The sequence below is a fragment of the Burkholderia sp. Bmkn7 genome (assembly GCF_041103175.1).
Taxonomy (GTDB): domain Bacteria; phylum Pseudomonadota; class Gammaproteobacteria; order Burkholderiales; family Burkholderiaceae; genus Burkholderia; species Burkholderia cepacia.
The window spans coordinates 2,119,599-2,141,308 of the sequence record NZ_JBGCUH010000003.1; the positions used below are offsets into that span (position 1 = coordinate 2,119,599).

Annotated in this window: 25 protein-coding genes and 1 pseudogene; 18 read left to right on the forward strand and 8 right to left on the reverse strand. The window is 68.0% G+C overall.

Annotated features, from left to right (window positions below; all coding sequences use genetic code 11):
• Nucleotides 1–5 precede the first annotated feature (5 nt).
• The 8 genes from AB3K92_RS31325 to AB3K92_RS31360 all read left to right on the forward strand — a co-directional run bounded on the left by AB3K92_RS31325 (nucleotide 6) and on the right by AB3K92_RS31360 (nucleotide 6,017).
• Entirely contained in the window at nucleotides 6–968 is a 963-nt protein-coding gene (locus AB3K92_RS31325) for a hydroxymethylglutaryl-CoA lyase (RefSeq protein WP_192387383.1), read from the forward strand.
• Between the two features lie 22 nt (nucleotides 969–990).
• Nucleotides 991–1,374, forward strand: a complete 384-nt coding sequence (locus AB3K92_RS31330) for a VOC family protein (RefSeq protein ID WP_027787387.1) — start codon at nucleotides 991–993, stop codon at nucleotides 1,372–1,374.
• A gap of 251 nt (nucleotides 1,375–1,625) precedes the next feature.
• Nucleotides 1,626–2,453: an alpha/beta hydrolase gene (locus AB3K92_RS31335; RefSeq protein WP_021159619.1), complete on the forward strand. Its 828-nt coding sequence runs from the start codon at nucleotides 1,626–1,628 to the stop codon at nucleotides 2,451–2,453.
• A 114-nt stretch (nucleotides 2,454–2,567) separates the two neighbouring features.
• Nucleotides 2,568–3,461 carry a LysR family transcriptional regulator gene (locus AB3K92_RS31340; protein ID WP_021159618.1) on the forward strand — a complete coding sequence of 298 codons (894 nt, stop codon included), beginning with the start codon at nucleotides 2,568–2,570 and terminating at the stop codon, nucleotides 3,459–3,461.
• 512 nt (nucleotides 3,462–3,973) lie between these two features.
• Nucleotides 3,974–4,531 (forward strand): RNA polymerase sigma factor, encoded by a 558-nt coding sequence (locus AB3K92_RS31345; RefSeq protein ID WP_059488520.1) that lies wholly within the window; start codon nucleotides 3,974–3,976, stop codon nucleotides 4,529–4,531.
• A gap of 12 nt (nucleotides 4,532–4,543) precedes the next feature.
• The gene (locus AB3K92_RS31350; RefSeq protein WP_021159616.1) at nucleotides 4,544–4,852 is read left to right on the forward strand and encodes a hypothetical protein; all 309 of its coding nucleotides are present in this window, start codon (nucleotides 4,544–4,546) and stop codon (nucleotides 4,850–4,852) included.
• 2 nt (nucleotides 4,853–4,854) lie between these two features.
• The gene (locus AB3K92_RS31355) at nucleotides 4,855–5,151 is read left to right on the forward strand and encodes a 4Fe-4S binding protein (RefSeq protein WP_369466535.1); all 297 of its coding nucleotides are present in this window, start codon (nucleotides 4,855–4,857) and stop codon (nucleotides 5,149–5,151) included.
• A 104-nt stretch (nucleotides 5,152–5,255) separates the two neighbouring features.
• Nucleotides 5,256–6,017 carry an O-methyltransferase gene (locus AB3K92_RS31360; protein ID WP_175892493.1) on the forward strand — a complete coding sequence of 254 codons (762 nt, stop codon included), beginning with the start codon at nucleotides 5,256–5,258 and terminating at the stop codon, nucleotides 6,015–6,017.
• Nucleotides 6,018–6,219: 202 nt separating this feature from the next.
• On the opposite strand, the gene AB3K92_RS31365 is transcribed toward AB3K92_RS31360, so the two are convergent.
• The 3 genes from AB3K92_RS31365 to AB3K92_RS31375 all read right to left on the reverse strand — a co-directional run bounded on the left by AB3K92_RS31365 (nucleotide 6,220) and on the right by AB3K92_RS31375 (nucleotide 9,819).
• Nucleotides 6,220–7,680, reverse strand: coding sequence for an MFS transporter (locus AB3K92_RS31365; RefSeq protein ID WP_369466536.1), 1,461 nt, complete (start codon nucleotides 7,678–7,680; stop codon nucleotides 6,220–6,222).
• A gap of 382 nt (nucleotides 7,681–8,062) precedes the next feature.
• Nucleotides 8,063–8,677: a peptide chain release factor H gene (gene prfH, locus AB3K92_RS31370; protein ID WP_021159612.1), complete on the reverse strand. Its 615-nt coding sequence runs from the start codon at nucleotides 8,675–8,677 to the stop codon at nucleotides 8,063–8,065.
• Nucleotides 8,671–9,819 (reverse strand): RNA ligase RtcB family protein, encoded by a 1,149-nt coding sequence (locus AB3K92_RS31375; RefSeq protein ID WP_059653156.1) that lies wholly within the window; start codon nucleotides 9,817–9,819, stop codon nucleotides 8,671–8,673. The genes prfH and AB3K92_RS31375 overlap by 7 nt, the downstream gene beginning before the upstream one ends.
• Nucleotides 9,820–10,556: 737 nt before the next feature.
• On the opposite strand from AB3K92_RS31375, the gene AB3K92_RS31380 reads away from it, so the two are divergent.
• Nucleotides 10,557–11,426 carry an RNA ligase family protein gene (locus AB3K92_RS31380; protein ID WP_369466537.1) on the forward strand — a complete coding sequence of 290 codons (870 nt, stop codon included), beginning with the start codon at nucleotides 10,557–10,559 and terminating at the stop codon, nucleotides 11,424–11,426.
• 41 nt (nucleotides 11,427–11,467) lie between these two features.
• Nucleotides 11,468–12,601 (forward strand): AAA family ATPase, encoded by a 1,134-nt coding sequence (locus AB3K92_RS31385; protein ID WP_369466538.1) that lies wholly within the window; start codon nucleotides 11,468–11,470, stop codon nucleotides 12,599–12,601.
• Between the two features lie 72 nt (nucleotides 12,602–12,673).
• On the opposite strand, the gene AB3K92_RS31390 is transcribed toward AB3K92_RS31385, so the two are convergent.
• Together AB3K92_RS31390 and AB3K92_RS31395 are read right to left on the reverse strand one after the other, a co-directional pair.
• Complete coding sequence (locus AB3K92_RS31390; protein WP_059653143.1) at nucleotides 12,674–13,357, reverse strand: hypothetical protein; 684 nt, start codon at nucleotides 13,355–13,357, stop codon at nucleotides 12,674–12,676.
• A 13-nt stretch (nucleotides 13,358–13,370) separates the two neighbouring features.
• Nucleotides 13,371–14,003: a hypothetical protein gene (locus tag AB3K92_RS31395; protein WP_059488505.1), complete on the reverse strand. Its 633-nt coding sequence runs from the start codon at nucleotides 14,001–14,003 to the stop codon at nucleotides 13,371–13,373.
• Nucleotides 14,004–14,239: 236 nt separating this feature from the next.
• Between AB3K92_RS31395 and AB3K92_RS31400 the strand changes: the two genes are divergently transcribed.
• From AB3K92_RS31400 to AB3K92_RS31430, 7 genes are all read left to right on the forward strand, one after another.
• The gene (locus AB3K92_RS31400; protein WP_059488503.1) at nucleotides 14,240–15,166 is read left to right on the forward strand and encodes a LysR family transcriptional regulator; all 927 of its coding nucleotides are present in this window, start codon (nucleotides 14,240–14,242) and stop codon (nucleotides 15,164–15,166) included.
• A gap of 105 nt (nucleotides 15,167–15,271) precedes the next feature.
• On the forward strand, nucleotides 15,272–15,445 hold the full coding sequence (locus tag AB3K92_RS31405; RefSeq protein WP_369466539.1) for a hypothetical protein: 174 nt from the start codon (nucleotides 15,272–15,274) through the stop codon (nucleotides 15,443–15,445).
• Nucleotides 15,442–16,698 (forward strand): MFS transporter, encoded by a 1,257-nt coding sequence (locus AB3K92_RS31410; RefSeq protein WP_021159603.1) that lies wholly within the window; start codon nucleotides 15,442–15,444, stop codon nucleotides 16,696–16,698. The genes AB3K92_RS31405 and AB3K92_RS31410 overlap by 4 nt, the downstream gene beginning before the upstream one ends.
• A 264-nt stretch (nucleotides 16,699–16,962) precedes the next feature.
• Nucleotides 16,963–18,063 (forward strand): nitronate monooxygenase family protein, encoded by a 1,101-nt coding sequence (locus AB3K92_RS31415; RefSeq protein WP_193094324.1) that lies wholly within the window; start codon nucleotides 16,963–16,965, stop codon nucleotides 18,061–18,063.
• A gap of 183 nt (nucleotides 18,064–18,246) precedes the next feature.
• Entirely contained in the window at nucleotides 18,247–18,618 is a 372-nt protein-coding gene (locus AB3K92_RS31420; protein ID WP_048022703.1) for a GFA family protein, read from the forward strand.
• Nucleotides 18,615–18,743 (forward strand): hypothetical protein, encoded by a 129-nt coding sequence (locus AB3K92_RS31425; protein ID WP_021159600.1) that lies wholly within the window; start codon nucleotides 18,615–18,617, stop codon nucleotides 18,741–18,743. The genes AB3K92_RS31420 and AB3K92_RS31425 overlap by 4 nt, the downstream gene beginning before the upstream one ends.
• A gap of 112 nt (nucleotides 18,744–18,855) precedes the next feature.
• The gene (locus AB3K92_RS31430) at nucleotides 18,856–19,311 is read left to right on the forward strand and encodes a MarR family winged helix-turn-helix transcriptional regulator (protein WP_021159599.1); all 456 of its coding nucleotides are present in this window, start codon (nucleotides 18,856–18,858) and stop codon (nucleotides 19,309–19,311) included.
• 48 nt (nucleotides 19,312–19,359) lie between these two features.
• On the opposite strand, the gene AB3K92_RS31435 is transcribed toward AB3K92_RS31430, so the two are convergent.
• A complete protein-coding gene (locus AB3K92_RS31435) occupies nucleotides 19,360–20,094 on the reverse strand; it encodes a GNAT family N-acetyltransferase (protein WP_059488494.1) in 735 nt (244 codons plus the stop codon).
• 219 nt (nucleotides 20,095–20,313) lie between these two features.
• On the opposite strand from AB3K92_RS31435, the pseudogene AB3K92_RS31440 reads away from it, so the two are divergent.
• Nucleotides 20,314–20,697: pseudogene (locus tag AB3K92_RS31440) on the forward strand (phospholipid methyltransferase); the annotation flags it as partial.
• 262 nt (nucleotides 20,698–20,959) lie between these two features.
• Here the strand turns inward: AB3K92_RS31440 and AB3K92_RS31445 are convergent.
• Both AB3K92_RS31445 and AB3K92_RS31450 read right to left on the reverse strand, forming a co-directional pair.
• Nucleotides 20,960–21,289 carry a DUF4148 domain-containing protein gene (locus AB3K92_RS31445; RefSeq protein ID WP_369466540.1) on the reverse strand — a complete coding sequence of 110 codons (330 nt, stop codon included), beginning with the start codon at nucleotides 21,287–21,289 and terminating at the stop codon, nucleotides 20,960–20,962.
• 72 nt (nucleotides 21,290–21,361) lie between these two features.
• Nucleotides 21,362–21,688, reverse strand: a complete 327-nt coding sequence (locus AB3K92_RS31450; protein WP_059496174.1) for a DUF4148 domain-containing protein — start codon at nucleotides 21,686–21,688, stop codon at nucleotides 21,362–21,364.
• Nucleotides 21,689–21,710: the final 22 nt, after the last annotated feature.

Sequence of the window (21,710 nt, forward strand, 5' to 3'; positions counted from 1 at the left end):
ACGACATGAGCGCGCAACGCACACGGCTCTACATCCACGAAGTCGCGACGCGCGACGGTTTCCAGAACGAAGCGGCATTCGTCGACACCGACGACAAGATCGCGCTCGTCGACGCGCTGAGCGCCTGCGGCTACGCGAAGATCGAGGTCACGTCGTTCACGTCGCCGAGGGCGATCCCCGCGTTGCGCGACGCCGAGGCCGTGATGCACGGCATCGCGCGCGCACCGGGCGTCGTCTACACGGTGCTCGTGCCGAACGTGCGCGGTGCCGAGCGCGCGCTGTCGTGCGGCGTCGACGAAGTGAACCTCGTGATGTCGACGAGCGAAAGCCACAACCGCGCGAACCTGCGGATGACGCGCGAGCAATCGTTCGCGCAGCTGCGCGACGTGATCGACGCGGTACGCGGCACGGGTGTCGCCATCAACGTCTCGCTGTCGACCGCGATGGGCTGCCCGATGGAAGGGGACGTCGCGGCCGAGGGCGTGCTCGCGTGGATGCAGCGTTTCGCCGATCTCGGCGTGCATGGCTTCACGCTGTGCGATACGACGGGCATGGCATTTCCGTCGCAAGTGCGGGAGCTGTCGGCACGTGCGCGCGAGCGCTTCGGCGCGCTGCAGCTCACGCTGCACTTCCACAACACACGCGGGATGGCGCTTGCGAACACGCTCGCGGCACTCGACGCCGGTATCGACCGCTTCGACGCATCGCTCGGCGGCCTCGGCGGTTGCCCGTACGCGCCGGGCGCGACCGGCAACGCGTGCACCGAGGAACTCGTGCACATGCTCGAACTCGACGGCTACGATACGGGCGTCGATCTCGCGGCCGTGCTGGCCGCGTCGGCACGGCTGCCGGCGCTGATCGGCCATGACGTGCCGAGCCAGATCCTGAAGGCCGGGCGCCGCTCGGACCTTCATCCGCCGCCGCGCGCCGACGCCGGCGACATGCCCGCGCAACGCGCTTTCTCGTGAACGACCAACCGGAGCGAACCTCATGGCACTGATTGACCACCTCGACCATCTCGTGCTGACCTGCGTCGATCCCGACCGGACGACGCATTTCTACACCGAGGTGCTGCAGATGCAGCTCGAAACCTTCGGGGCCGGCCGGATCGCGTTCCGCTTCGGCAACCAGAAGATCAACCTGCACGTGCGCGGCGCGGAGTTCGAACCGAAAGCGCATGTGCCGGTGCCTGGCGCGCTCGACCTGTGCTTCATCGCGTCGGTGCCGCTCGACGACGTGATCGCGCACCTGAAGCGCGTCGAATGGCCGATCGTCGAAGGGCCCGTCGAACGCACGGGCGCGACGCGGAAGATCCGCTCGGTCTACGTGCGCGATCCCGACCTGAACCTGATCGAGATCTCCGAGCTGATCTGACTCGATCCGACCGCCGGCGCATCGTCGGGCATCTCGTGCCATCGCGCATGCGGCCCGGATCGTACCGGTGCGGCCTCCTGCCGCGTCGATCTGCCGCCGAAAACGGACAGCCGGTTTCCGCGCTCGCCGATTCCGGATAGCCGGCCAGTGCCGCGCTGCGGATAATGCGTGCTTCGGCGACTGAGAAGCCGCCTTCGCACCGGACGCAACGCCTGCGTCCGCGCTTCCGCAACCCGACCCGAACGATTCCGATGACGATCCTCTATCGCGGCATGGACCGCGCGGCCCTCGACGCCGCCTATCTGAACACGAAGGTGGTACCCGATTTCCCGGCGCTGCTGGCGTCGATGCAGGCGCGCAGTGCGGCGCTCTACGACACGACGCGCGGCCGGCGCGACCTGCGTTACGGTGCGCAGCCCGCGCAGCGATTCGACTGGCTGTCGTGCGGTCGGCCGGATGCGCCGCTGTTCGTGTTCATTCACGGCGGCTACTGGCAGCACTGCGCGAAAGAGGATTTCGCGTACGCGGCGAGCGGGCCGCTCGCACGCGGTTTCGACGTGATACTCGCCGAATACACGCTGGCGCCGGTCGCGACGATGACCGGCATCGTCGGCGAGATCGGTGCGCTGCTCGACTACCTGGCGAACGACCCCGACGCAATCGGTACCGCCGGGCGGCCGATCCACCTGGGCGGCCATTCGGCGGGCGGCCACCTGACGGCCGTGTACCGCGCGCATCCGGCCGTCGTGTCGGCGCTCGCGATCAGCCCGCTCGTCGATCTCGAACCGATCTCGCTGTGCGTCCTGAACGACAAGCTGCAGCTCAGCGCGCGCGAAGTGGACGCGTACAGCCCGTTGCGCCATGTCGGGCCCGGCGCACCGACGGTCGTGGCGGTCGGCGATGCCGAGCTGCCCGAACTCGTCCGGCAGGCACGCGACTATGCGACGGCATGCGAAGCGGCAGGCGAACGGATCGTCCACGTCGGGCTCCCCGGCATGCGGCACTTCGACGTGCTCGACGATCTCGCGAAGCCGGACGGTGCGATGCTCGCCGCGTTGCAGTCGATCGCGCCGCGCTAGGCGCCGTTTTGCGTCGTCGTGCACCGTGTCGCGAGGGGACGGCCGGGCGTATGATCGGCGTCAGGCCGCCGCGCTGACGGCAAGCACCGGCCTGGCCTCCCCAGGACCCACGACATGGTGAACCCGCTTCATTTCGATCTGCAATCGCTGCGCGTGTTCGCGCTCGTCGCCGAGCACGGCAGCCTGACGAAAGCGGCCGAGCATGGCCAGCTCACGCTGTCCGCGGTCAGCAAGCGCATCGCCGAGCTCGAAAGCGTGACGGGCAGCGCGCTGTTCGTCCGGCATGCGCGCGGTGTCGAGCTGACGCCCGCGGGCCGCGCGCTGCTCGACCATGCGGCGAAGGTGATCGAGCAGGTCAACCGGATGGCGCACGAGATGAGCGACTACGTCGCCGGCGTGCGTGGCCACATCCATGTGTGGACCAACACGTCCGCGATCGTCCAGTTCCTGCCCGCCGATCTCGCGGCGTTCCTCACCGACAATCCGGGTATCAAGGTCAGCCTCGAGGAGCGTTTGAGCCACGAAATCGTCGACGCGCTCGCGTCCGGCAAGGCCGATCTCGGCGTGTTCGCCGACAACGTGCCGGCTCCCGGTATCGAACGGCGGCTGTACCGCCGCGACGAACTCGTGCTGCTCGTGCCGCGCACGCACCGGTTCGCCGCGCGCGACAGCATCCGCTTCGCGGACACGCTCGACGAGGACTACGTCGGGCTCAGCGACGGCAGTTCGCTGCTCGCGCGGATGACCGACGCCGCGTTCGCGGTCGAGCGCTCGCTGAAGCTGCGGATCCAGGTATCGAATTTCGATGGCGTGAGCCGGATGATCGAGGCCGGGCTCGGGATCGGCATCCTGCCGCGCGACGCGGTGACCGGCGAGCGCGCGGCGCGGCTCGGGGTCGTGAAGCTCGACGATGCGTGGGCGACGCGCACGCTGTGGGTCGGCGTGAAGGCCGGAACCGTGCTGACGACCGATATCGCGAAGCTGTTCGATTTCATGTCGGCGCGTTGAGGCCCGCCTGCAAGCTGGCGGGAATGGTCGCGGTGCGGCTTCGGGGAAGGGCGATCGTCAGGGCGCGTTCGGCTCGCCGTCGCGGGAAGCAGATGCCGTTGCGGGAAGCGATTCGTAGCAGCCGCGCCGGACCGACCGGCGGACGACCGCGAACAGCCGGCGCATAGTGCGGCCCGGATGCAGCCGACAGTCGCGAGCACGGCGCGCGCGCTCCTGTCTGGCCGCGGCAACGCCCGTGCCTGCCGCACACGCCGGTGCCCGCACACGTCGCCGCCGCGAAGCGCATGCTTCGCCTTGCCGTCGCGGGTTCGTTCCTTGCACTATCGTTACGCCGTTCCCGCTCGTGTCGGCGATGACCGTCGGGCCGGACACATTCCCGCCTGCTGGATGGGCGGTGTAACCGATCTCTCCGTTGAAGCCGCCCCGTTGAGCAGTCATTTTTCGCACTCGCCACAATATTCCCGCGCCTGAAACGTCTTCAGGTGCATGGAATCGCCACCCACTTCACGCACATGACCGACCCAGACCGCGACATCACCGCGATAGTGATGCGTGAACGAACGAGGCTGGTGAGCTTCATCCGGCGTCGGATTCGCGATCCGGACGATGCCGAGGACATCCTTCAGGACGTGTTTCACGAATTCGTCCAGGCTTACCGGCTTCCGGCGCCCATCGAACAGGCGAGCGCGTGGCTGTTCCGCGCGGCGCGCAACCGTATCGTCGACCGCTTTCGCAAGAGGAAGGAGCAGCCGCTGACCGATCTGTCCGAGGCCGACGACGACGCGGACAGCGAGTACCGGCTGGATCTCGTGCTGCCGGCGCACGATGCCGGCCCCGAAGCCGTCTACGCGCGCACGCTCCTGCTCGAAGCCTTGCAGGATGCGCTCGACGAGCTGCCGGCGAATCAGCGCGAGGTGTTTATCGCGCACGAACTGGAGGGCCGTTCCTTCAAGGAGATGGCCACGCAAAGCGGCGTTGCGCTCAATACGCTGCTCGCGCGCAAACGCTATGCGGTCTTGCATCTGCGTGCACGGCTGCAGCTCATTCATGACGAACTGGACAATATCTAGAGGAGTCGACAAATGAATTTTCGAATCAGATGCGCGGGCAAGGCGGTGCTCGTCTTGATCGCCATAGGCGTGCTCGGATGGGTCGTCATGATGTTGTGGAACTGGGTGATGCCGGCGCTGTTCGTCGGTGCCCGCACGATCGATTTCGCCCGGGCGCTGGGCCTGCTCGTGTTGAGCCGCATCCTGTTCGGCGGCTTCCGCGGACACCACGGCTGGCGCGGCCGGCGCCACTGGCGCAAGTGGGAATCGATGACGCCCGAGGAACGCGAGCATTTCCGCAACGCGTGGCGCTCCGGCGGCGACCGGCCCACGGGAGCGTGAACGTGCGCGAAAAATCCACGGGCGACTGCAAACAGCAACCGGGCGTGATCGCGCCGGTCGTCGATCTGAAACGTTGCGAAGGCAAAGCGGATTGCGTTGCGATTTGCCCTGAAAACGTGTTCGAGGTCAGACGCATCGACCCGGCCGATTACGTCGGCCTCGGCCTGATGCATCGCCTGAAGCTGCGCGTGCACGGCATGAAAGTCGCCTACACGCCGAACGCGCATGCGTGCCGGTCATGCGGACTATGTGTGACCGCGTGCCCCGAGCGCGCCATCACGCTCGCCCGAATCGCATGACAACCTCCGCGTGTCGCCGATATCGAGCGGCCGCGCCGAAACCCTGGCGCAAGAGGCGCGGCCGGATACATCGTCGACGTGATCAATCTCGTCAAGGAACACACATGGCTTCATCCACCGCCGTTCTTCTGCGACGGCTCCACGAAGAGAGCCGGACCGAAATCATCGCCCGTGCCCGCGCGCAGTTCCCGGGATCGAACGAGGAGCTTCTGTCGTTGGCAGAGGAATACGAAGCGATCGCCCCCCGTCTGCGGGGGCGGTTTCTCGAAACGTTCGGGCTGTTCACCGACGACTTCGACTCCCCGGAAGGCAGCCGGCTATCGTTGGCCGTGTCGCCGGAAACGGGCGGGTTCTTGCGCAACATGGTGCTCTCGCAACGGCCGGCCCGCATCCTCGAACTCGGCAGCTCATGCGGCGTGTCCACGCTGTATTTCGCCGACGCACTGCGCACGTTGGGCCGTGGCGTGGTCATCGCGACCGAACGCGATGCGCTCAAGTGCGCCCGATTGCGCGATCACGTCGGCACGGCGGGCCTGGACGCCCATGTCGACATCCGGGAGGGCGACGTATTCGAGACCGTTGCCGAACTGGACGGCCACTTCGACATGGTATTCATCGACGTCTGGGCCGACGCCTACCTGAAGTTGTTCACGCAGATCGAGCGCCTGCTGCGCCCGGGGTCGATCGTCCTGGCCGACAACATGTACACGGCCGAGGACGCCGTTCGACCGTACAAGCACTATCTCGATGGCGATCCGCGCTTCTCGACCACGACACTGGATTTTGAATCCGGGATCGAATTCACGGTCGTCGTTTCCCGAGCGGACATGGCATCGCAGGGCCCTTGCCGAGACGGCGCGCAGTGAAGGGCAGAACCATCGATCGCCGGGCATCTCGCTTCGGATTTCGCGTGCCAGCGGTCGACGCATACGAGCGTTACGTGACCGTAACCGTATGCGGGAAACACGACCGCCTGCCGTGGGCCGCCGGGCGACCGATACCCCGGCCATCGGCGAAGCATCAGGAACGACGCGTGAACGCGTTCCCGCGCCCCGCATCGACACGCGCTCAAACCGGATTGATCTCGTCCTGGCTGCGCCGCGTCGTCAGCGGCCCGAGCACGCGCAGCGTGACGGCGACAATGCCGAGCGCAACCGAGATCACGCCAAACATCGCGCCCGCGCCGTAACCGCCGAGCACCGGCAGCAACACGAACGGCAGCGCACCGCTGACGATGCGCGACAGCGCATAGGTACTGCCGATCGCCGTCGAACGCACGCGCGCCGGAAAAATCTCCGCCTGGTACACGTGGTACGCGTTGCTGAACACGTTCGACGCGCAGGTCGTCAGGAACCCGAAGCCGACGATCAGCACGGTTTGGCCCGAGTACGCGAAACACAGCCCGAACGCCGCGATCGACAGGATCGACGCAATCACGAGCGTGCGGCGCTCGATCCAGTTGAGCAGCGGAATCGACAGCAGCGAGCCGACCGGATAGCCGATGAACGACAGCGCGATGAACAGCGTACTGTCCGTCACGTCGAAGCCGCGGCTCTTCACGACCGTGCCGGCCAGCGTGCCGAAACCGTAATAACCGAAGCCCTGGAACAGATGAAAGATCGCGAGCATCAGGTAGCGCGCGCCGTACGGCTCGCGCCGCAGCAGCGCGATACGCTCGCCGAGCCCGAGCGGCCGTTGCGGCTCGACCGGTTCCGCGAATTGCTCGGGCACGCGCACGCCGGTGCCCTCCGCGAAACGCCGCAATGCCGCGTACGCATCGGCGGTGCGGCCCTGTGCGAGCAGCCAGCGCGGGCTTTCCGGCAGCCGGTGCTGGACGAACAGCACGTACACCGCGCCGAGGCTGCCGATCGCGAGGATGATGCGCCAGCCGGCCACGCCGCCCACGTGCAGCGGATTCAGCCACAGCGCGAGGAAACCGACGAGCGGCACCGCGACATAGGAAGTCGTATAGGCCCACGCGGCGAGCCGCCCGCGCTTTTCCTTCGGCAGGATCTCGGACAGGAAGCTGTCGGCAACCGGATAGATCGCGCCGACGCCGATGCCGGTCAGGAACCGGCACGCGACGAGCATGTCGGCGTTCACGGAAAACGCGCCGACCAGCGAGAACGCGCTGTACCACGTGAGCGTCAGCAGGAAGGCCTTGCGCCGGCCGATGCGGTCGGCGAGGCTGCCGAGGCACATCGCGCCGACGAACATGCCGATGAACGCCGATGCCAGCAGCAGCTTGAAATCGGTGCTCTGCCGGCTCAGCCCGTATTCGTTCTGCAACGCGGAACCGATCGTGCTGACGAGGAAGATCTCGTACATGTCGAAAAACAGCCCGATGCCGATCACCCAGACGACGAACCGGTGCAATGCGCCGACCGGCAGGTCGTCCATGAAATCGCCGAGCGTGACGCGGCGGGCGGGGAGGGCCGACCCGGCGGCGCCAGTGCCGGCGGCGGCCGCTGGTCGTGCGGGCGCGGGTTCGCCCGTGTTGCCGCCGAGATCGAGGGAATGGCTGTTCATCGTGTCTCCTGATTATCGGTACGCCGTGGCGCGGGGCCCGGCCGTTCGCGACCGGCGCGATGCATCCGGTCGCACGACGTGGCGGCAGGCACCGCAAGCCCGTTGAAAGGGCCGGACAGGCGGGCTGTACCGATCGTCCGGCACATGGTGGGCAAATCCGCGGCACGTGATAATTGCGGATGTTTCAAGCGTCCTTTCCCGCGCAGAAAGGGTGCGGAACACGCGGCAGCCGGCATCCGTGCGAGAGGCCCGTGCAGCCTGCGTGGCGTGCGGTCGTGCACCGGAATCGCCGGCGCGCTCACGCAACCGGCTGGCCGGGAAAACCATGAGGCCCGTCGCGCGACTGCCGGCGAAACAACCGCCGGCAGTCGGGCCGTCATGCTCAGTCGGCCGGCACGAACGCCGCCCCGTGAAACACGCGCACGGGGTTGCCGCGCTCGAGCGCAAAGTGCTGCATCCGCCGCTGCCGGCGCGCGTCGGACGCGTGACGGTCGGCCTCCTGCTGCAGTCGAACCTGCAGCAACTGCAGCGCGAGGCGCTTGTTCGCATGCTGGCTGCGCTCGCTTTCCACGCGCACCGACAGGCCGGTCGCGACATGGGTCGCGCGAATCGCCGAGCTCGTCTTGTTCACGTGCTGGCCGCCCGGCCCGCGTGCACGCATCGCTTCGAATCGCACGTCGCCGTCCGGCAGCGGCTGCGCGTCGGCGCAGCGCGTGACACCGATGAACCAGTTCTTGCGCGGATGGCGCAACCGGTACGGGCTCGCGCAGATCCATTGCAGCGTGCCCGTCCAGCGGTCCGCCAGCGCCTGCGCGCCGGCACCGTCGAGATCGAGCAGCGCCGAGCGCAGCGTGCCGGGCCGTTCACCCGGCTGCACGTCCAGCACCGTGACGACGACGCGCTGCGCATCGGCTTCCGCCTGCAGGCGCCGCAACGCATTGGCCGCGGCGAGCTGGCACTCCAGCGGCCCGTGCGCGGAAGAAATCTGCATCAGCATCGGCCTGCCTCCCCGGACGTCTTGTAGGTCAGCACCGGCGCGAGCCGCGCGAGCTTGCGCAGCAGGCCGGCCGCCTCGAGCGCGTCGACGACGCTGTCGATCGGCTTGTAGGCCTGCGGCGCTTCCTCGTACAGCAGTTCGCGGTCTTCGCAGACGACGTGGCTGCCGAGCGGCGTACGCGTGAGCTGCGATGGCGTGAAGCGCCGTTCGAGACGCCCCTTGCAATCGCCGCGCGCCCACTTGCGGCCCGCGCCGTGTGCAAGCGACGCGAGGCTGGCCGCATCGTCGGGCCGCACGGGGGCGACGAGATAGCTGTAGTCGCCGCGCGACCCGGGAATCACGACCGGCCCCGCATCGGCCGGCGTCGCGCCTTTGCGATGGAGCCAGCCGGGCTCGCCGTCGACGCGCGCGCGGCTCACCAGGTTGTGGTTCACGTCGAGCACGCACCGGCCGTCGCTGCGCCAGCGCGCCAGCATGCGCCGCGCGATCAGGTCGCGATTCGCGATCGCGTAGCGCAACGCCGCGTCGTGGCGCGCAAGGTATGCCGTGCATGCGGCATCCGTGTCGTCGAGCCCGTTGTAGCCGTGCTCGCGCATGTGCTGTTCGAGGATCGACTGGCCGAAACCGCGCGACCCGCTGTGCACGAGCAGCAGCAGGCGCTCGTGATCGAGGCCGAGTGCGTGGACGGCATCGGCGTCGTACACCGCGTCGATCCGCTGCGCTTCCGCGAAATGATTGCCGCTGCCGATCGTGCCGAGCGATGCCGCGAACGCGTGATCCGCGAACCCGGCGGCCGCGATGAGCGGCTGCCAGCTTGCATCGGGCGTGGCGTCGATCGAGCCGAGCCGGCTCGCGAGCTTCGACGCGCTGACGCGCCGCGCATCGAGCGCGGTTTGCCACAGCGCCATTCCGCAGCCGATATCGCCGCCGATCAGCGCCGGGTACAGCCGGCCCGTCGAGAAGAACGCGGCGCCGACCGGGTAGCCGCGTCCGGGGTGAAGATCGGGCATGCCGGCGACACGCCGCATGCCGGGGAGGGTGGCAGCGTGTTCGAGCTGCCGGATGGCCTCACCTTCGATCCAGGTGGTGGCGCAAGCGCACAAGGTGACGCGCTCGCCCAGGTATTGCATGGAATTGCCCATGGAGGTTTCCGTTCGATGAAAAGGTAGAACGGCGGGCCATGGCGCAGGCAGCGCTCGAATGCGCTGCCCGACATCGGAAGTCGGGAAGAGGGCGGCACGACCGGATCGGAACGACCCGGCTCATCGCCGTGACGGCGATACGGTGTGCTGCTGCGTGGCGTGAACGATGAAACGGACGGACGCGAAAAACCCGGACTACGACCCGCGACGGGAGGAGCGTTGGCGTGACGTCATGATGTTCTTCTCCTTGCGAGTGAGGGGTTGATCGGAATGGCGGCGACTCTAGCATGCACGCAGCGGACGCAGCAAGCGGGCAGCACGGCGCTGCCCATCGAATCGTCGCCCGATGTGGCGAAAAACACACATATAGATATCCTGACAATGTGCGTGCCGACGGCGCGTGCGGCACGCCACAGCAGGTATTCAACGCATGCAGGCGGTCGCAACAGCGGGTTCCGACAGCGCTTGACAGTGCAAAAGCCGTTTCGTAGCATCCGCCTGCTTCATCCCTGAACCCTCATCGAACCGGTGATCCAAGTGCCCGCAAACATTCGTCCCTTCGCCTGATACGCCGACGACTGCCGTCCCGGCCGCGTGTCGTCCTGCCCGTTTCCGCCTGCCTCGCGGCGCTGGAACGTCGACTGCAGGAACGCGCCCGGACAAGCACTGACACCGCAACGCACACCAGACCGTTCGTTCACGTCGTCGGCTTTTTCCCCTGTTTCCGGAGAAAGACCATGACGCTGGATTTTCGCGCATACGCGCAATCGCTCGACCTCGCCCGTTACCCGCGCACGCCGCATCTCGAAGGCTCGCGCCTGCAGGACGGCGACGAAGGTCGCGAACACGTTCCCTATCGCACCCTCGCGGGCGCACACATCGTCGTCGAGGAAAAACTCGACGGCGCGAACACGGGCATCAGCTTCGGCCCGGCGGGCGAACTGCTGCTGCAGTCGCGCGGCCACTATCTGGCCGGCGGCGGCCGCGAGCGGCAGTTCGGTTTCGTGAAGACGTGGGCCGCCGCCCATGCTGGCTGGCTGCTCGACCGCCTCGGCGATCGCTACGTGATGTACGGCGAGACGATGAGCAAGAAGCACGCGGTGTTCTACGACGCGCTGCCGCATCACTTCTTCGAATTCGACGTGTTCGACCGCACGACGGGCCGTTTCCTGTCGACGGGCGCGCGTCGTGCGCTGCTTGCCGACGGGCCCGTGCTGTCGGTGCCCGTGTTGTACGAAGGCATCGCGCCGGCGCGGCTCGCCGACCTGAAGGCCCTGCTCGGCCCGTCGCTCGCGAAGACGCCGGACTGGCGTCGCGCGTTCGAGGAAACGGTGCGGCGGCAGGGGCTCGACCTCGCGCGCGCATGGCAGCAGTGCGACAAGTCGGCCTGCGCGGAAGGGCTCTACGTGAAGGTCGAGACGGACGACACGACGACCGCGCGCCTGAAGTGGGTCCGCCACGATTTCGTGCAGGCGATTCTCGAATCGGCGTGCCATCACTCGGAGCAGCCGTTCATCCCGAACCTGCTCGCGCCGGATGTCGACCTGTATGCGCCGCGCCCGACGGTCACGTGGCGATCGATCGCCACGACGCGCGCGCACCCATGAATGCGGAACGGCCGTGCGCCGTTTCGAGAGGAGTCTTGATCATGAAGTACGAACAACTGCAGGCACTCGTGCCGGCGCCCGGCCGGCAGCCGGACTACCGCGCGTGCCTCGCGGCGTTTCCCGCGCTCGAACAGGCGAAGACGACACCACAGGAGCCGGCGCATCACGGCGAAGGCGACGTGTGGACGCATACGACGATGGTGATCGATGCGCTGCTCGCGTTGCCCGGTTATCAGGCCGCATCGCGCGCCGACCAGGAAATCGTGTTCCTGGCCGCGCTGCTGCACGACATCGCGAAGTACCGCACGACGGTCGTCGATCCCGTTACCGGCGCGATCGGCCATCCCGGCCACTCGCGCAAGGGGGCGATCGATGCGCGTATCGCGCTGTGGGATGCCGGCGTGCCGTTCGCGGTGCGCGAGGCGATCTGCCGGATGATCGCCGTGCACCAGGTGCCGTTTTTCGCGATGAGCGGGTCGCGCCGCGGCACGCCCGAGTTCATCGCGCGCGAACTGTCGTGGCAGGTGAGCCTGCCGCTGCTGTGCCTGCTCGCCGAAGCCGATATGCGCGGGCGCATCTGCAGCGATACGCAGCGCGTGCTCGACAACATCGAACTGTTGCGCGAACTGGCGCGGGAAGAGGGGTGTTATGGCCAGCCGCGCGCATTCGCCGACGCGCACACCGCGCTCAGCTATTTTCGCGGCGCGGACGTGCATCCCGACTATCCGCTGTTCCGCACGCCGGGCTCGCGGGTCGTCGTGATGTCGGGCCTGCCCGCGTCGGGCAAGAACACGTGGGTCGCGCAGCATCATCCGGAGCTGCCCGTCGTTTCGTTCGACGATGCACGCGATGCATTGGGGCTGCGCCATGGCCAAAACGAGGGCGCCGTCGCGCACCGTGCGGTCGACGCCGCGAAGGCACTGTTGCGGGAGAAGCGGCCGTTCGTGTGGAACGCGACGAACCTGTCGCCGCTGATGCGCAAGAAGACGCTCGACCTGCTGTTCGCGTACGGCGCCGACGTGACGCTCGTCTATCTCGAGCAGCCGCGCGCGGAGTTGTTGCGCCGCAACGCGCGGCGCGACACGTCGCTGACGAACCGCGCGCTCGAGGCGATGCTGCCGCGCTGGGATCCGCCGCTGCCCACCGAAGCGCACGCGGTGCGGTACGAAGCCTGATGCGGCAACGTCGCGACAAATGTCACCGCACGAACCGGTACACCGCCCATCATGGCGGCATACCGGCTCGCATCATTTCAGCGCGGGATTCTGCTGCGTCGCACACGCGCGCAACGCTGTGACGAGATCGGGCTGGCCGAGCTTCTCGAACAGGTCGGCCATTTCCATCTGCGCGACCGGATCGCCTTCGCGCGCCGCGCGCCAGCGCAGCGACGCGATCATCCCGCTCATGCCTTCGCCGGGCGTTTCGCCGTCGTAGCCCGACATCGCCTGCAATACGTCCGCGAGCTTGTTGTAGCCGGCCGGCACGTGATGAACGAGCAGCCACGCAATCGCCGGCTGCGCGCCTTCCCAATCCTCGTCGTCGAGCGAACTGCTCGCGAGGCGCGCGGCCGCGCGCCACGAACCGAGCGATGCGGCTTTCGCGTAGGCCTTGTCGGCGTCGCGGCCGCGCGACGACGGCGCCGCGTCGAACGCGGCCTGCGCTTCGGCGGACGGCGGCGGCAGCGCGAGCTTCGTGCAGCTGAACGCACCGGCATCCGGTGCGTTGCCGGGCTGGCCGGCCCAGCGCGCCTGGTCCTTCAGCGCGCGATCGAGCGTGGGCCGCACGTCGCTTTCCTTCATCGACGCGAACACCCAGTCGGTACGGACATGGCGCGCGGCGTCCCAGTCGCTTTCGGCGGCGGCATGTTGCGCGAACGCGAGGCAGGCCGCCACGCAGCCGATGCGGAACAGGTTTCGGACAGGAGATTTCATCGCCGACCGCACCTCAACTCGCCACGATGATGAAGGTGGTGAGCGCGATCGGAAACAGCGCGAGGCCGAGCAGGCCCAACGCGCCATCGGCCGCCATCGCGATCGGCGACAAGGCCAGCTTCGCGCCGCGGCCGACAGCCGTCAGCTTGTCCGTCACCGTGACCTCGTACGGACGATTGAACGCCTGCGGTACCGACGAAGACGTGACATCGTTCGGCAGATAGCGCTTGCCGCTGATCCTGCCTTCCGACTCCAGGTAGGCACCGTCCTTCTTGAAACCGTCCGCGAGCGCACGCTCGCGCACGTCGGAGCCGGTCGGCGCATCCGCATAGTCCAGCCGCATCGTGTATTGACCGGTGATCGCGTCGCCGTGCGCCTCGAAATCGCTGAACCCCGTGTGAATCTTGGGGCGATAGGGGGCGTTGAGCACCGTCGCAAGGCTCGGCGGCATCTCGAAGATGTAGTGATACTTCTTGCCGAGCACGACGAGCTGTTTGCCGTCCGCGGTAATCAGGAACGTCGACAAGGTTTCGTCGTATTTCGAATCGCTCATCCACGCCTTGGTGACGGGGCCGAAATTGGAGCAGCCGGCAAGCATGCCGGACGCCGCCACGGCGGGCAGCGCGAGAAATGTTCTTCTTTTCATGAGTGCTGGTGGGTTGTGGTTCGTTATTCAGCGGTACCGCTTGAATGTCGGACGCCGCGTTCGATGAACGCGGCACCCTGACGGCCGTTCGTGCGGTTTCTGCGCCTGCGCATTGTAGGGCCAAAGCGGCAAGTGCAGTGTCCCCGGAGCCGGGCATCGCGTCGGTGTGCGGTAGACTGCTCGCTCGCTTGCCCGCCGCCCATTACACGGCCGTTCGCACCCGGCCCGCTCAAACCATGGATCGAATCGACGCGATGAAGGTGTTCGTCGCCACGCTGGACGAAGGCAGCCTCGCGGGCGCGGGCCGCAAGCTCGGCCGGTCGCCGGCGGCGATCAGCCGCGCGATCGCGTTTCTCGAGGCGCACACGGGCACCGCGCTGCTGTACCGCACGACCCGGACGATCCGGCTCAGCGAAGCCGGCGAACGCTACGCCGCCGCGTGCCGCCGCATCCTGTCCGATCTCGAGGAAGCCGACATGCTGGTCGCCGACGAACGCTCGGCGCCGCGCGGCATGCTGACTGTCACCGCGCCGGTCGCCGCGGGCGAGGACGTGCTGCGCGCGCTGCTCGACGAATTCATCGAACGCCATCCCGCCGTGTCGATCCGCCTGCAGTTGCTCGACCGTCCCGTCAGCCTGATCGACGAAGGCATGGACGTCGCGCTGCGAATCGCGCACCTGAGCGATTCGACGCTGGTCGCGATTCCGGTCGGCGCGGTGCGGCGGGTCGTCGTGGCGTCGCCCGATTACCTGGCCAGACATCCTGCCATCGAGACGCCGGCCGATCTCGCCCGGCACCGGATCATCTCGATGACGCATTTCGGCCTCGATTCGTGGAGCTTCCCGCCGTCCGCGCCGGCGGCGCTGCCGCAAGTCGTCCAGTTCGCGCCGCGCTTCATCATCAACACGGTCCGCGGCGCGGTCGCGTCGGCCGTCGCCGGCCACGGCGTCACGCGGCTCTTTTCCTATCACGTCGCCGAACCGGTGCGGGACGGCACGCTGCGGATCGTGTTGCGCGACAGCGAACACGCGCCGTTGCCGATCCATCTCGTCACACCTTACGGGCGCCTTTCCGTACCGAAGGTGCGTGCGTTCGTCGATTTCGCGGCGCCGCGCCTGCGCGAGCACTTCGCGCGGCTGGCGGCCATCACCGACGGCGATTGAACCGGGATGCGGAAGAATGGCTTTCGAGTGACGGCGATTCACTCGGCAATCGGCTCAATCTAGACTTCCTTCAACCCACGGACGCGCAGGGCGCCCGTTCAGCGAATGGAGGTCAACATGGATCGAGCGCTTTCCAGCCGGCCCCGCGCCGGTGCGTTCGGCGCGCGCCGCGCCGGGTCCGGCATCGGCATGGCGCGTTTCGCCTTCGTGCCGTTGCCGGCGAATATCGTCGCGCAAGGGTTTGCCGCACCGATGACCGCGACGGCGAGGGCGGAATGAGCACGATCTCGCAGGCCCCCGCCGCGGCACGGGCCGAACGGCCCGCCGCCGGCTACGCCGAACGCAACGCGCGCTACTGGCGGCGCAATCTCGCCGTCTGCGTGTTCGGGTCGTTCACGACGCTCGTCAGCCTGAGCATGCTGCTGCCGTTCCTGCCGCTGTACGTGCGGCAACTCGGCGTCGACGCGCAGTCGGCCGTGATCCAGTGGTCGGGCGTCGCATTCGGCGCGACGTTTCTCGGCACGGCCGTCACCGCGCCGCTGTGGGGCCGGCTCGCGGACCGCTTCGGCCGCAAGCCGATGCTCGTGCGCGCGGCGATCGGCATGGCGATCGTGATGTCGCTGATCGGCGTCGCGCACAACGTGGTCGAACTCGTCGTGCTGCGGCTGCTCGCGGGGCTCGTCGGCGGTTACGCGTCGGCATCGACCGTGATGGTCGGCACGCAGGCGCCGCGCGAACGCGCGGGCTGGGCGCTCGGCATCCTGTCGACCGGCGCGCTCGCGGGCAACCTGGTCGGGCCGCTCGTCGGCGGGCTGCTGCCGGGCTGGCTCGGCATTCGCGGCACGTTCTTCGCCGGTGGCGCGATGATCGCCGTCGCCGCGCTGCTGACGATCTTCGTCGTGAAGGAGGATTTCCACGCGGGCACCGATGCGAAACCGCGCACCGCGAGCGCGACGGCCGGCACGTCGCGCGGCACGGATCGTGCGGCGGTGGCCGCGCTGCTGGTGACGGCGATGATGGTGCTGCTCGCGAACATGTCGATCGAGCCGATCATCACCGTCTATATCGGCGGCCTCGGCGTCGGCGGCGATCATCTCGCGCGTGTCGCCGGCGTCGTGATGGCGTGCTCGGCGCTCGGCAGCATGCTGACCGCCGCCCGGCTCGGCGCGCTGGCCGACCGGATCGGCAGCTGGAACGTGATCATCGGCTGCCTGTTGCTGACCGCGCTCGCGATGGTGCCGCAGGCGTTCGTCACGCACTGGTGGCAGCTCGCCGCGCTGCGCGCGCTGATGGGCATGACCCTCGCGGGGTTGCTGCCGTCGATCGGCAAGCTCGTGCGGCAATCGGTCGACGAGCGTGCGACCGGGCAGATGCTCGGTTACCTGCAGTCCGCCCAGTTCAGCGGGCAGGTGATCGGCCCGGTGATCGGCGGGCAGATCGGCGTCGCGCTCGGGCTGCATTCGGTGTTCTTCGTGACGGGTGCGCTGCTGGCGGCTTGCGCGGGGCTCGCGCATTGGGCGCGCGGCCGATAGCCGTTGGCCGCTGGCCCGCGGGTCACGGGCGGGCGTAGCATGAGCGCAGCAGCAGGTGCCGCGCCGCGCAACGCGCGATGCCGTACACCGTCGCTGCGAAGGCAAACACCGCATCGCACGGCTGCGCGCCTTTTTCGACAGAACTTTCATGCGACCGGCTGCGCGCAAGGCACGATCCACGCGCACCGGTCCGAACCCGACTCACGCTTCGGCCCGCATCCGGTCGAAGCATTTCGATTGCGGATCTTGCAGGAGGCCAGCGACATGAATCAATCGACCGACAACCGGACGCTGTTGCGCACACTCGGCGTGCGCATACCGATCGTCCAGGCGCCGATGGCCGGCGTCAGCACGCCGGCGCTGGCGGCCGCCGTGTCGAATGCGGGCGGGCTCGGCTCGCTCGGCGTGGGCGCGACGAACGCCGACGGCGCCCGCAAGATGATCCGCGACACGCGCGCGCTCACCGACCGGCCGTTCAACATCAACGTGTTCTGCCACCAGCCGGCACGCGCCGACGCGGCCGTCGAACGCGCGTGGCTCGACTGGCTCGCGCCGGCGTTCCGCGAATACGGCGCGACGCCGCCCGCCTCGCTGTCGGAGATCTATACGAGCTTCGTCGCGGACGACGCGATGCAGGCGCTGCTCGTCGAAGAGAAGCCGGCCGTCGTCAGCTTCCATTTCGGGCTGCCGTCCGCGGACGTGATCGACGCGCTGAAGCGCGCGGGCGTCACGCTGTTCGCGGCCGCGACGAATCTCGACGAGGCGCACCGGATCGCCGCCGCCGGCATCGACGCGATCGTCGCGCAGGGCGTCGAAGCGGGCGGCCACCGTGGCGTGTTCGATTCGACCGCCCATGACGACCGCCTCGGCACGTTCGCGCTCACGCGCCTGATCGTGCGCGAATGCGCGCTGCCGGTGATCGCCGCCGGCGGCATCATGGACGGCGAGGGCATCGCCGCCGCGCTCGCGCTCGGCGCGCAGGCCGCGCAGCTCGGCACGGCGTTCGTCGCGTGCCCGGAGACATCGATCGACGACGGTTATCGCCGCGCGCTGCTGAGCGACGCCGCACGGCGCACGACGTTCACGGCCGCGATCTCCGGCCGGATCGCGCGCGGCATCGCGAACCGGCTGACCGCGCTCGGTGACGACCCGCAGGCGCCGGCCACGCCCGCGTACCCGATCGCCTACGACGCCGGCAAGGCGCTGCATGCAGCCGCGAAGGCAAAGGGCGAATTCGGCTACGGCGCGCAGTGGGCCGGGCAGGCGGCGCCGCTCGTGCGGCAGTTGCCGGCGGCCGAGCTGTTCGCCGCGCTCGAACGCGAGACGCGGGCGGCGATCGAGCGGATGCAGCACGTGCTGGATTGATCGCACGATCCGCGCTCCACGCGCGGCGGGCCGCATGCGCATGCCGGCGATCGGAGCATGCAATCCGATTGCCCGCCGCCGATTTGAAACGTCCTGTATCTGCGCGAACCGCGGATACATCGCGATACATCGCGGGTTCGGGCGTCCGCTATAAAGCAGGCATGACCTCTTCTGGAGTGCACCATGTCTGCCACCTGGCTCAAAGGGTCCTGCCATTGCGGGGCCGTCAGATTCGAAGTCCGGGCCGCCGTGACGCCGGCGGTTCGCTGCAACTGCAGCCTGTGCCGCCGGCGCGGCGCACTGATGAGCCCGATGTTCGCCGCGAGTGAACTGAAGATCGTCGAAGGCGAGGGCGCGCTGACGTGCTACCGCTTCAACACACACACGGCGCGCCACTATTTCTGCAGCCATTGCGGCGTCTATCCGTTCCATCAGACCCGCAAGGACCCGGCCTGCTGGCGCGTCAATCTCGGCTGCCTCGACGGTATCGACCCGTATGCGCTCGACGCGACGGTCGCCGACGGCGCGAGCCTTTCGGTCGTGGAGGACGCATGAAACGCTGGCTGATGATCCTGCTGTTTGCGGCAGGCGGGGTCGCGACCGAAATCGCGCATCCGGTGCAATGCACGCTGTTGTCGGCCAGCCGCGTGCAGACCGGCAAGCGCCGCACGCCGGATTGACGGCGCGTGGCGCCCGTTGGTTCATCGAGGCCGATTTATCATGCTTCCGATAAGATCGCACGCGATATATAATGCGTCCATCTGCGGCCGTTCGCGTCGCTGGAGGACGTTCATGAAACCGACCGAAGCACCATCCGCCGCCGCGCCGAAGCTGTCCGAGTTCCTGTGCTTCGCGATCTACTCGACGAACCTCGCGTTCGGCAAGGCCTACAAGCCGATCCTCGAAGAGCTGGGGCTCACGTACACGCAATACATCACGATCATTGCGCTGTGGGAGCAGGACCACCAGACGGTCGGCCAGCTCGGCGAGAAGCTGTTCCTCGAATCCAATACGCTGACGCCGATCCTGAAGAAGCTCGAGGCAATGGGCTACCTGGAGCGGCATCGCGATCCGTCGGACGAGCGCCAGGTGCTCGTCAGCCTGACGAAGAGCGGGCGCCGCGTGCGCGAGAAGGGGCTCGACATGAACCTGGTCGAGGCCACCGGGCTGAAGCCGGACGAATTCGCGAAGATGCAGAAGGCGATCGTCACGCTGCGCGGCAACCTGATCCAGTCGATCGACGAATAAGCCCACGGGCTACCGGCGGCCGGCACGTGCATCGTGCCGGCCGCGTCGTCATGCGTGCCCGTCGCCCAGCACCAGCAGGTGCATCTCGCGGCGCACGACAAAACCCAGTGCGAGATAGCGCTCGATCGCGACCCGGTTGGACGTGAGGACGTGCAGGAAAGGCGTTTCCGCGCGCGCATCGATGGCCGCGATCAACGACCGGATCAGACGTGCCGCCAGCCCTTGCCGCCGGAACGCGGCATCCACGCACACGGCGCTGATCTCGGTATACCCGTCGACCTGCATCCGCTCGCCGGCCATCGCGGCCAGCCTGCCTTCGTTGCGGATGCCGATGTAGCGGCCGAGCTCGAACGTGCGCGGGCCGAACGGGCCGGGCTGCGCGGCCGTGGTCAGCGCGAGCATGTCCGGCACGTCGGCTTCCGCGAGCGTGACGTGGCCCGCTTCAGGTGCCGGGGCGGGCGTCCCTTGCCAGACCATTTGCAACAGGGTCGCGCGCCGGATCGCCGACAAGCCCGCCGGCAATTCGATCTCGTCGGGCATGACGAGTGCCGCCGGCCCGTGTGCGGCGACCAGTGCGCGCAACGCGTCGAACGATGCCCCGCCGGTATCCTCGATCGCGGCAAACGGCGCGATGGCCGCCGGAAACCGCCATGCACGGCCGTCGCCGAGCGCAAAGCGGCGCTGCCTGCCGGTCAGCGCGTTCCACACCACATGGTCGAGCGGGTGCGTACTGTCTGTTGCGCCTGTTGCGCCTGTCGCGTTTCCGGTCGTTGCATCGGACATCGGCTGCTCCTCGATTGAAGGTGTCGGTTGCACAGCATAGACCGGGACCGGACGGGCAGGGCGCCGCGCAACATCGATCGTGTCACCGGCACGGTGCGGGATGCGCGGCACGTGTTACCGAAGCCCGGGCCAGCGTTGCCGGCGTGCCGGCTCCACCCGGAGCGGGAACGACAGGATCGCCGCCAGTCCTTGCCCTCCGGTACCGGCCGTCACCGCGACGGGATGCCGCTCGTCGCGATGCCGGCCGAACAGGCCGTCGCGATCGCTCACTGCGCGTTCGCGCGCCACCTCGCCGAGGATGGCGCGTTCGACCAGTTCACCTGCGTGCCGCGCTGCCGGATCCCGGCGCGCTACCTGGAGGCGATGCGCATTCGCGCCGTTCGGATCGGCATTGCGTGGATGAGCTTTCCGCCCGCCGTCGTGTACCGCTTCGAACGCCGGGTCGATGCAATCGGCCGTCAATGGCCCGATGCTGCGCCGCAGTGGCATGTGGTTGCGGAAGCAACGATCCTGCACGGCGTCGGTATTGTCCGGTTGCGCCGTACGCCGTCACTCGATTCGAGCGGCGCCGGGCCATCGGCAGACGCGCGTTCATCATCGTGAACGCGCTCGGGAATGGGGTGTTGTGCGGCATGCCACCGCTGCTGTCTTTTCCTGCATGCCCGCTGGTCGCGAGAACCGGCGGGGCCGCGTCGGTGCGGCGGGCGATCGAAGCCCGGGCTGACGCAAATAACGGATGTACGTCAGCCTGCATCGCCGCTTTCCGCCGAAGGCCGACGAGGGGCGCGCCGTGCTCGCGCGCCCCCGCTCCCCGCACGTCGTACCGGGCCGCCCGGACAGGCGTCACGATTCCGGCGACGCATGCTCAATGGCCGAAGTAGATCGAACGCTCCGCCATGCGAATCGCGCTGCGGTTTCCCGACTGCGTCGCCCCGACGGCGTCGCCGCCGTAACCGGACGCTTGCGGCCCGACCGCGACCGCATCGTTGTCGTGAACCCGACGCAGCGCAGCCTGCAGATTGTCCGGATAGTTCGGGTCGTTGGGGCGGTTCGGCAGGTAGCCGGCCGTTTGCAGCGCGGCCAGTTCCGCACGCACCTGCGCACGCGTCACGGTTTTTTCGCCGGCGTACGTCGGCGCGGCAACGGCGGCCGACACGGCAACAAGAAGGGCGGCGATCAGTGGGGTCTTCATCATTCACCTCGACAAATAATTGGATTCAGCGGTTGCGCATCGTGCGCCGGCAGCCGGCGCCGTACGCGGATTCGTTCAATGACCGAAGTAGATCGAACGTTCGGCGACGCGTGTCGCGGGCCGGCGGCCCGACTGCGTCGCGGCGACGGCATCGCTGCCGTAACCGGATGTCGCCGCATCGGCCACCACGGCGTCGTTCGCGTGAATGCGCGTCAGCGCGGCCTGCAGGTCGACCGGATAGTGCGGATCGTTCGCGCGGCCCGGCCGATAACCGGCCTGTTCCAGCTGGACGAGCTCGGCACGCACCTGCGCGCGGGACACGACGGCTTCATCGGCGAACGCCGGTACGGCGGCGGAGGCGGACACGGCGACGAGAAGGGCGGCGATCAATTGGGTTTTCATCATTTACCTCGACAGAACAGGG